10 protein-coding genes and 1 pseudogene are annotated in these 8,664 nt (G+C 65.9%); 7 read left to right on the top strand and 4 right to left on the bottom strand.

Annotated elements, in window-relative coordinates; translation table 11 throughout:
- Positions 1–257 precede the first annotated feature (257 nt).
- From HMPREF3115_RS06755 to HMPREF3115_RS06765, 3 genes are all read left to right on the top strand, one after another.
- Positions 258–2,336 (top strand): carbon starvation CstA family protein, encoded by a 2,079-nt coding sequence (locus HMPREF3115_RS06755; protein WP_006407859.1) that lies wholly within the window; start codon positions 258–260, stop codon positions 2,334–2,336.
- 13 nt (positions 2,337–2,349) lie between these two features.
- Positions 2,350–2,556, top strand: coding sequence for a YbdD/YjiX family protein (locus HMPREF3115_RS06760; RefSeq protein WP_006407860.1), 207 nt, complete (start codon positions 2,350–2,352; stop codon positions 2,554–2,556).
- A 151-nt stretch (positions 2,557–2,707) separates the two neighbouring features.
- Positions 2,708–3,328: a PAQR family membrane homeostasis protein TrhA gene (locus HMPREF3115_RS06765; protein ID WP_006407862.1), complete on the top strand. Its 621-nt coding sequence runs from the start codon at positions 2,708–2,710 to the stop codon at positions 3,326–3,328.
- Between the two features lie 17 nt (positions 3,329–3,345).
- Here the strand turns inward: HMPREF3115_RS06765 and HMPREF3115_RS06770 are convergent, their stop codons facing one another.
- On the bottom strand, positions 3,346–3,783 hold the full coding sequence (locus tag HMPREF3115_RS06770; RefSeq protein WP_125902524.1) for a nuclear transport factor 2 family protein: 438 nt from the start codon (positions 3,781–3,783) through the stop codon (positions 3,346–3,348).
- A gap of 133 nt (positions 3,784–3,916) precedes the next feature.
- Positions 3,917–4,270, bottom strand: a complete 354-nt coding sequence (locus HMPREF3115_RS06775; RefSeq protein ID WP_006407864.1) for a DOPA 4,5-dioxygenase family protein — start codon at positions 4,268–4,270, stop codon at positions 3,917–3,919.
- 132 nt (positions 4,271–4,402) lie between these two features.
- On the opposite strand from HMPREF3115_RS06775, the gene HMPREF3115_RS28690 reads away from it, so the two are divergent.
- The 3 genes from HMPREF3115_RS28690 to HMPREF3115_RS06790 all read left to right on the top strand — a co-directional run bounded on the left by HMPREF3115_RS28690 (position 4,403) and on the right by HMPREF3115_RS06790 (position 5,835).
- Positions 4,403–4,732 carry a hypothetical protein gene (locus HMPREF3115_RS28690; protein WP_081068915.1) on the top strand — a complete coding sequence of 110 codons (330 nt, stop codon included), beginning with the start codon at positions 4,403–4,405 and terminating at the stop codon, positions 4,730–4,732.
- Between the two features lie 10 nt (positions 4,733–4,742).
- Positions 4,743–5,120, top strand: a complete 378-nt coding sequence (locus tag HMPREF3115_RS06780) for a hypothetical protein (protein WP_070553847.1) — start codon at positions 4,743–4,745, stop codon at positions 5,118–5,120.
- 226 nt (positions 5,121–5,346) lie between these two features.
- Positions 5,347–5,835, top strand: coding sequence for a hypothetical protein (locus HMPREF3115_RS06790; protein ID WP_006412139.1), 489 nt, complete (start codon positions 5,347–5,349; stop codon positions 5,833–5,835).
- Between the two features lie 186 nt (positions 5,836–6,021).
- On the opposite strand, the gene hpnH is transcribed toward HMPREF3115_RS06790, so the two are convergent.
- Both hpnH and ispH read right to left on the bottom strand, forming a co-directional pair.
- Positions 6,022–7,182, bottom strand: coding sequence for an adenosyl-hopene transferase HpnH (gene hpnH / locus HMPREF3115_RS06795; protein ID WP_006397436.1), 1,161 nt, complete (start codon positions 7,180–7,182; stop codon positions 6,022–6,024).
- A 12-nt stretch (positions 7,183–7,194) separates the two neighbouring features.
- On the bottom strand, positions 7,195–8,136 hold the full coding sequence (gene ispH / locus HMPREF3115_RS06800) for a 4-hydroxy-3-methylbut-2-enyl diphosphate reductase (protein ID WP_006397435.1): 942 nt from the start codon (positions 8,134–8,136) through the stop codon (positions 7,195–7,197).
- 397 nt (positions 8,137–8,533) lie between these two features.
- Between ispH and HMPREF3115_RS30730 the strand changes: the two are divergent.
- Positions 8,534–8,664, top strand: a pseudogene (locus HMPREF3115_RS30730) (glycosyl transferase family 2); the annotation flags it as partial.

The following is an 8,664-nucleotide window of genomic DNA, read 5'->3' on the forward strand; positions in this document are numbered from 1 at the left end:
GAACGCGCGCCGCGCGTCGGCCGACGTCGTATTTTACGGGCCTCTGCGCGGGACGCGACATGAAGGCCGCATCTACGCGCTACGTATTTCTACGTAGAGGCGGTACGTAGTTGTCCGCTTGTAAGCCATGCGCGCCGCCGGAATACTACGACCCACTGCCCCGGCCGCCCAGGACCGGGGCGCGACGCTTTGACGTCACGTGGGCGCGGTGTGCCGCCGCGCTCAATCGAGAACCAAATAGGAGACTAGGAGACGCCATGAATCGGGCATCCAGCACCCTGATCTGGATCGCGGTCGCGCTGCTAGGCGCGTTCGCGTTCGGGACGATCGCACTCGCACACGGCGAGCGCGTCAGCGCGTTGTGGATCGTGATCGCCGCAGTCTGCGTGTATCTGATCGCATATCGCTTCTACAGCCGCTTCATCGCCAGCAAGGTCATGCAGCTCGACGGCCTGCGGATGACGCCGGCCGTCAAGTACAACGACGGCCTCGACTACGTGCCGACCAACAAGTACGTGCTGTTCGGCCATCACTTCGCCGCGATCGCCGGCGCCGGGCCGCTCGTCGGGCCCGTGCTCGCCGCGCAGATGGGCTATACGCCCGGCATGCTGTGGATCCTGGCCGGCGTCGTGTTCGCCGGTGCGGTGCAGGACTTCATCGTGCTGTTCATCTCGACGCGCCGCGACGGCCGCTCGCTCGGCGATCTCGTCAAGATGGAACTCGGCACGGTGCCCGGCGTGATCGCGCTGTTCGGCGCGTTCCTGATCATGGTGATCATCCTCGCCGTGCTCGCGCTGATCGTCGTGAAGGCGCTGACCAATTCGCCGTGGGGCACGTTCACCGTCGCCGCGACGATTCCGATCGCGCTGTTCATGGGCGTCTATACGCGCTTCATCCGGCCGGGCCGCATCGGCGAAGTGTCGATCATCGGCTTCGTGCTGCTGATGGCGTCGATCGCGTACGGCCAGCACGTGCACGACTCGCCGACGCTCGCCGCCTGGTTCACGTTCAGCGGCACGCAACTCACCTGGATCCTGATCGGCTACGGCTTCATCGCATCGGTGCTGCCGGTGTGGCTGCTGCTCGCGCCGCGCGACTATCTGTCGACGTTCCTGAAGGTCGGCACGATCGTCGGTCTCGCGATCGGCATCCTGATCGTCGCGCCGGAACTGAAGATGCCCGCGCTGACGAAGTTCGTCGACGGCACGGGCCCGGTCTGGTCGGGCAACCTGTTCCCGTTCCTGTTCATCACGATCGCGTGCGGCGCGGTGTCGGGCTTCCACGCGCTGATCTCGTCGGGTACGACGCCGAAGCTGATCGACAACGAAACCAACGCGCGCTTCATCGGCTACGGCGCGATGCTGATGGAATCGTTCGTCGCGATCATGGCGCTCGTCGCCGCGTGCGTGATCGAGCCGGGCATCTACTTCGCGATGAACGCACCGGCCGCCGTGCTCGGCTCGACGCCGGAAGCCGTCGCGAACACCGTCACGCAATGGGGCTTCGTGCTGACGCCCGACATGCTGACGCAGACCGCGAAGGCGGTCGGCGAAACGACGATCATCGCGCGCGCAGGCGGCGCGCCGACGCTGGCGGTCGGGATGGCGCACATCCTGCACCAGGTGATCGGCGGCGAAGCGATGATGGCGTTCTGGTATCACTTCGCGATCCTGTTCGAGGCGCTGTTCATCCTGACGGCGGTCGATGCCGGCACGCGTGCGGGCCGCTTCATGCTGCAGGATCTGCTCGGCACGTTCCATCCGGCGCTCAAGCGCACCGAGTCGCTGCCGGCGAACCTGATCGCGACCGGCCTGTGCGTGGCGGCGTGGGGCTACTTCCTGTATCAGGGCGTGGTCGATCCGCTCGGCGGCATCAACACGCTGTGGCCGCTGTTCGGCATCTCGAACCAGATGCTCGCCGCGATCGCGCTGGTGCTCGGCACCGTCGTCCTGTTCAAGATGAAGCGCGAGCGCTATGCGTGGGTCACGATCGTGCCGACGGCCTGGCTGCTGATCTGCACGCTGACGGCCGGCTGGCAGAAGATCTTCGACGCGAATCCGAAGGTCAGCTTCCTCGCGCACGCGGCGAAGCTGCAGGCGGCAGTCGACGAAGGCAAGGTGCTCGCGCCGGCGAAGTCGATCGCGCAGATGAAGCGGATCATCTTCAACGACTATGTCGATGCCGCGCTCGCGGGGCTGTTCATTCTCGTCGTCGTCAGCATCGCGGTGTACGGGCTGATCGCCGTGCTGCGCGCACGCCGCGAGGCGAAGCCGACCGTGCGCGAGACGCCGTACGAAGCGATGCCGGCCGCGCAGGCGCTCGGCAGCGGACGCTGACGCGGAGGCCGCGATGTTCAGCGATCTCGGCAGCGACCTGCGCAGCGCCGGACGTTATCTCGGGCAGGCGCTGCGGCTGATGGTCGGGCTGCCCGACTACGACACCTATGTCGCGCACATGCGCAGCACGCATCCGGACCGCGAGCCGATGACGTACGAGGAATTCTTCCGCGAGCGTCAGAACGCGCGGTACGGATCGGGCGCGGGGAAGTGCTGCTGAACTGAACCGCCGGACGATCCGGCAATGCCTGCCGAAGCGCCGTGACGCAAGTCACGGCGCTTTTTCATTGCGCGCGTGGCGCATCGCCGTTGTGCGGCGCCCGGTATCATGGAGCCCGTTCGTATCGAGGAATCGTGCAGGAGGATGGGTCGTGCATGTCGGTGAGCGTTTCAACAGCATTACGCACCTCGTCGGCGCGCTATTGTCGGTCGCGGGGCTGGCGACGCTCGTGACGATGGGCGCACTCGACGGCGACGCTTACAAGGTCGTCAGCTTCAGCGTGTACGGCGCGATGCTGTGCGTGCTCTATGCGATCTCGACGCTCTATCACAGCGTGCGCGATCCGCGCCTGAAGGCGATCCTGCAGAAATGCGACCACGCGGCGATCTATCTGCTGATTGCGGGCAGCTATACGCCGTTTACGCTCGTCACGCTGCGCGGCCCGTGGGGCTGGTCGCTGTTCGGCGTGAGCTGGGGGCTCGCGGTGTTCGGCATCGTGCAGGAACTGACGCTCGGCCGGCGTACGCGCGTGCTGTCGATGGTGCTGTACGTGCTGATGGGCTGGCTCGCGCTCGTCGCGGTCCGTCCGCTGATTCATGCGCTGCCGCCGGTCGGCACCGCATGGCTCGTCGCCGGCGGCGTGATCTACAGCGTCGGCATCTATTTCTTCATCAACGACGAACGGATTCGTCACGGCCACGGGATTTGGCATCTGTTCGTGCTGGCAGGCAGCCTGTGCCAGTTCGTCAGTGTCGCGCTGTATGTCGCGTGAGCGCGGCGGTGCGACTTTCATCCGCGATCGCGCGCCGCTGCCGCCGCCGTCAACGCCTGGAAGCCGACCCATCCCCAGTACACGCGGTGATGCGCGATCAGTCCGTCGCGAAGCTCCATCACTTCGACGAGATCGACCTGATCGCCGTCCGGCGTCGCGCGCGGATATTCCCACGTGAGCTGCCTGCCGTTCGAGAAGAACACGCCGGTGCGGTACCAGCGTCCGAGCCGATTGCGCGGATCGCGCAGGCCCGCCGCGAAGAACGCGCCGATCGCGGCCTTGCCGTGCAGTACGCCTGAACCATGCGCGGGCAGCGTGACGACGATCAGCGGGGTTTCGAGCACCGCGTCGTCGGCATACAGCGCCATCAGTGCATCGAGGTCGCGAGCAACGACGGCGGCGTGCCAGTCGTCGTGAATGCGCCGTGCGCGGGCGTCGGCATCGGCATCGGCAATGGAAGAGGTCATCGCGGGCTCCACGGAAGATCGGTGACGACGCCCACTGTATCGACGCTGCGTCGACGGACGTTTCAACGCAAACCGAAATGTCGAAGCCGACATGCCGTCGGCGGCGCGCGATGCGCGATCCCTATCGCGCCAGCGCGTCGAGATTCAGCGCATACGACTTCCCGATCCACACCGCAGAATCGCGATGGTCGCGCAGATCGTCGCCGGTGTTCGGGTGCAGGAAGATATCGAGCGCACCGTGGTTCAGCACGAGCCACGGCACGATGTCGTCGAACTGCGCGGCGCCGAACGCGATCTGGTAAGACCATGCCGGATGCGGCCCGACCGGGCGTTCGTGAAAGCGGCCGAGCTCGATGATCGCGCCGAAGCGTGCTTCGATGGTCTGACGAAACGTCCATGCCGCGTCGCGGCTGGCGGCATCGAAGTAGACGTGCGCGTGCCAGTTCCGGATGGCATTGACGTCGATGAAATCCATGGAAAGACCCGAAGAAAAGGAGAGCGTGCATGAAGCACCGGATGAAGCGGCGCGATACGGCATTATCGCGCGCCCGCGTCGGGCGTGGCGCGTCGTGGCGAGCGAGTGCTTGTCGGATATCGAAGAGGCGCGATGCAAGTGCAGGATTTTTCGCGCGGCCGTCACGTGCGGCGCATCGCCGGCAACGATCCGCGCGGCTTCCTTCCTGGCATCGGCAACATGTCGTTACGCAAATCGAAAAAAAGCCGTGCGCGGCGCGCGAAACCGCCGCGCAAACGCGATCAGGTAATTGAATGGAATAAAGAAATTCCATTCCGGCGCGATTCTCGAACGCGGCCGGTTTCAGGCCGTAGACCCGACCCGAAAATATCAATTGCGGATTCGGCTATTCAAGCGGGGCGGTGCGCGGCATACGATGGCTTCGACGCATCGCGACGATCGATGCGGAAACAACTATCTTGAGGACACCACCATGCGATCCCTCGTATCCGTTGCCGTTCTGTTCGGCGCACTCGTTGCGCTGCCCGCCGTCGCTTTCGCGCAGTCCGCCGGTGCCGACCGGTCGCCGAACGCCACGCATCTGACCTGGTCCGCGGCACGCGCCGAAACCGACGTGCAGTTGATGCAGATGACGCGCGCCGGCTATCGCGCGACGACGGCCGGCAACCAGAACTATCCGCTCGCGATGCAGCGCGCGCTCGAACGCGTGCGCAACCCGGTGCCGGACCGCTCCGCCGAAGAGAAGGCCGCGATGCAGGCGCGCGCGGCGCGCGACGCGCAGGCGGGCCATCCGGTCAGGGCGTTCTTCGTGAAGGCCGCGTATTACCTGAAGGGCGAGAACACGTTCTGATGCAGGAGGCGAGCATGGGATGCATGAACCGATCTCCGGACGTCGTACGTGCATCGGCACTGCGTCGGCTGCCGGCCGTGCGCCCGGCGTCGCAAAGGCTGGATCCGCACGGCGCGTGGCGGCGTGCGCGCGGCGGCCATCGCGGTGCGAACCGCGGCGCCGCCGCATGCCGAACCGGATTGCCCGAGGTGAGCGCGGACGACGATCCGCGAAGCGAGCGCGAATCATGAAGGCCAGGAAGAAAACCCGTCGCCACGCGCCGCTGACGCGCGAGTGGCTGTTGCCGCTGCCGCCCGCGTACGCGCGCGACATTTCCCTCAAATGCCACATGGCGCTCGTCGCGCTGCGCGGCGAGCACGGCAGCGAAGCGCTGCTGCTGCGCTTGCGCACGAGTCTCTACCTCGTGTTCCTGGCGCTCGACGACTTGACCTGCGCGGACGCGAGCGTCGACCTGTGCGTCGACGCGGAACGCGCGCTCGATGCGAGCACGGCGCGCGCCGAGCAGAGCGGCGCATGGACGCTGACCGACGACGAAGGGGCGTTGCTCGAGCGCGTGCTTGCCGCGAACGACGCCTGTGTCGACTCGCTGTCGCGATATCGGCTGGCGGAGCTGTGGCGGCATGTCTGCGCGTTCGTGGCGAGCGGCCAGCCGAAGCTGATCGAGCATGCGGCCGCGCGGATGCGGACACATCGCACAGAGGCACTGGCCGCCTAGCGGCCGCGCACCGAGGCAGGTAGGAGGAGACAGGGCCGACCGCGCGTTCTCGCGGCTGCCGACGCGAGCGCGTACCGGCAAGACGCGGCCCAAAACGAAAGCGCCACGGAGTGGCATTCACTCCGTGGCGCTTCTATTCCTGCCTGCAAGCGCGGAGGCCGGGCCTCCGCATCGCGTGACAGTCGCTCAGGCCGCCGTGGCCGGCTTCGCCGGCTTTTGCAGCTTGCCCTTGCCGGCGCGCTGGATTTCCTCGAGCTTGATCTCGACGTGGCGCGAGAACACGTACTCGGCCGGACGCTGCTTCGCGATCGAGATGTCCGGTGCGAACGGGCCGTCGGTGCGCACGCCCTTGCGGCTCACCGCGAACGCCTTCAGCGGATGCGCGATGGTGTCCATCACGGCGGTCGCCTCGAAGCCGCAGTGGACCATGCAGTCCGCGCACTTCTCGTAGTTGCCGACGCCGTAGCTGTCCCAGTCGGTCGTTTCCATCAGTTCCTTGAAGGTCTTCACGTAGCCTTCACCGACCAGATAGCACGGCTTCTGCCAGCCGAACACGGTACGCGCCGGGTTGCCCCACGGCGTGCACTTGTACGTCTGGTTGCCGGCCAGGAAGTCGAGGAACAGCGACGACTGGCTGAACGACCAGCGCTTGCCGCCTTCGCCGCGCTTGAGGATTTCGCGGAACAGGTTCTTCGTCTTGTCGCGGTTCAGGAAGTGCTGCTGATCCGGCGCGCGCTCGTATGCATAGCCCGGCGACACCGTGATGCCGTCGACGCCGATCGGCTTGAGCGTATCGAAGAACTTCGCGACGCGCTCCGGAATCGCATCGTTGAACAGCGTGCAGTTGATGTTCACGCGGAAGCCGCGGCGCTTCGCTTCCTTGATCGCCGCGACGGCCTTGTCGTACACGCCTTCCTGCGACACCGAGTGGTCGTGCATCTCCTTGTCGCCGTCGAGGTGGACCGACCAGACGAAATACGGGCTCGGCTGGTAGTCGTCCATCTTCTTTTCCATCAGCAGCGCGTTCGTGCACAGGTACACGAACTTCTTGCGCTTCATGATGCCCTTGACGATTTCCGGCATCTCCTTGTGGAGCAGCGGTTCGCCGCCGGCGATCGACACGACCGGCGCGCCGCACTCGTCGACGGCCTGCAGGCATTCCTCGACGGACAGGCGCTGGTTCAGGATCGGATCCGGATAATCGATCTTGCCGCAGCCGTTGCACGCGAGGTTGCAGCGGAACAGCGGCTCGAGCATCAGCGCGAGCGGATAGCGTTTGTTGCCGGACAGGTGTTGGCGCATGATGTACGCGCCGACGCGGACTTGCTGGAGCAGCGGAATAGACAAGAGTTGTCCTCCTTAAACTTCGCGGGCGACAGCTTGCATGAGCTTCGCCGGCAGCTTGAATTCGACTTTTTCTTCACGGCCCGCCATCGTCGTGACCTCGACGGGCCCCAGCGCGCGCAGCGCGCCGATCACATCCTCGACCATCTCTTCGGGCGCCGACGCACCGGCGGTCAGCCCGACCGTCTGCACGCCTGCGAACCATTCGGCCTTCACTTCCGAGCCGTCGGCGACCAGGTAGCTCGGCACGCCGCTTTCGGTGCCGATCTCGCGCAGCCGGTTCGAATTCGAACTGTTGGTCGCGCCGACGACGAGCAGCACGTCGACTTGCCCGCTCAGCTCGCGCACGGCGGCCTGGCGGTTTTGCGTCGCGTAGCAGATGTCGCGGGTGTCCGGGCCGACGATGTCGGTGAACCGGCGCTGCAGCGCTTCGATGATGCCGCGCGTGTCGTCGACCGACAGCGTCGTCTGCGTCACGTACGCAACCGGCGTGTCGACCGGCAGCGTCAGCGTATCGACTTCCGCTTCACTTTGCACGAGGATCACCTCGGCCGGAATCTGCCCGATCGTGCCCTCGACTTCCGGATGCCCGGCGTGGCCGATCAGGATCAGCCGGCGGCCGGCCGCCACGTACTGTCGACCCTGCACGTGCACTTTCGTGACGAGCGGGCAGGTGGCGTCGAGCACGTCGAGGCCGCGCGTCTGCGCGTCGCGCTCGACCGTCTGGGCGACGCCGTGCGCGCTGAAGATCGCGACGGCGCCATGCGGCACCTCGTCGAGTTCCTCAACGAATCGTGCCCCCTTATTACGCAGATTTTCGACGACGTGCCGGTTGTGGACGATTTCATGACGCACATAAACCGGCGCGCCGTGCTGTTGCAGCGCGCGATCGACGATCTCGATCGCGCGGACAACCCCCGCACAAAAGCCGCGAGGCTGGGCAAGGATGACTCGCATAGGTGAGCGAACTCCGACGACAGAAACGGGGTTCGAGGAGTTGGCACTTCAGCTCGATTGCCCCGGCTTGATGTTATGAAGGCAGGAACGACCGGCCCGGTCAGGCCCCGGAACCCCGAATTAATCGCGCATTTTAACCCTATCGGCCGGTCCTTGCTTTGGTGCCGTATTTGCCGTGTTGCAATCCCGGCACGGGTGCGTCGGCGCCCGTGCGCGCGGAACCCAGTAAACTACGCGGTTTCGCGGGCTGCCCGTCCGGCCGCCCGGCGTCGCGCTCATTTCAAGGCCTTTCGATGACCGTCGATTTTTCCGCGTATTGCCTGCTCGCCCGTGCGGTTTCGGGCGCTATTCCGACCCTGATTGAACGCTCCGGTGCGCGCCGGCAGGAGACGTGCCGATGATGCTGGCGATCGCATTCCTGCTGTCCGGCCTGTCGCTCGCGATCTGGATCGTGCTGCTCGTCGCGCGCGGCGGTTTCTGGCGCGCGCAGCCGGCGCGTCCGCTGCCGCCCGAGGCGCGCGGCGCGGC

Source organism: Burkholderia sp. HMSC10F09, from assembly GCF_001806955.1.
Taxonomy (GTDB): domain Bacteria; phylum Pseudomonadota; class Gammaproteobacteria; order Burkholderiales; family Burkholderiaceae; genus Burkholderia; species Burkholderia multivorans.

Bases quoted from the DNA above. Each gene is read 5' to 3' on its own strand.
- HMPREF3115_RS06755 (WP_006407859.1), top strand. From the start codon at position 258: ATGAATCGGGCATCCAGCACCCTGATCTGGATCGCGGTCGCGCTGCTA.
- ispH (WP_006397435.1), bottom strand. From the start codon at position 8,136: ATGCGAGTCATCCTTGCCCAGCCTCGCGGCTTTTGTGCGGGGGTTGTC.
- HMPREF3115_RS06790 (WP_006412139.1), top strand. From the start codon at position 5,347: ATGAAGGCCAGGAAGAAAACCCGTCGCCACGCGCCGCTGACGCGCGAG.
- HMPREF3115_RS28690 (WP_081068915.1), top strand. From the start codon at position 4,403: ATGCAAGTGCAGGATTTTTCGCGCGGCCGTCACGTGCGGCGCATCGCC.
- HMPREF3115_RS06760 (WP_006407860.1), top strand. From the start codon at position 2,350: ATGTTCAGCGATCTCGGCAGCGACCTGCGCAGCGCCGGACGTTATCTC.
- HMPREF3115_RS06780 (WP_070553847.1), top strand. From the start codon at position 4,743: ATGCGATCCCTCGTATCCGTTGCCGTTCTGTTCGGCGCACTCGTTGCG.
- HMPREF3115_RS06775 (WP_006407864.1), bottom strand. From the start codon at position 4,270: ATGGATTTCATCGACGTCAATGCCATCCGGAACTGGCACGCGCACGTC.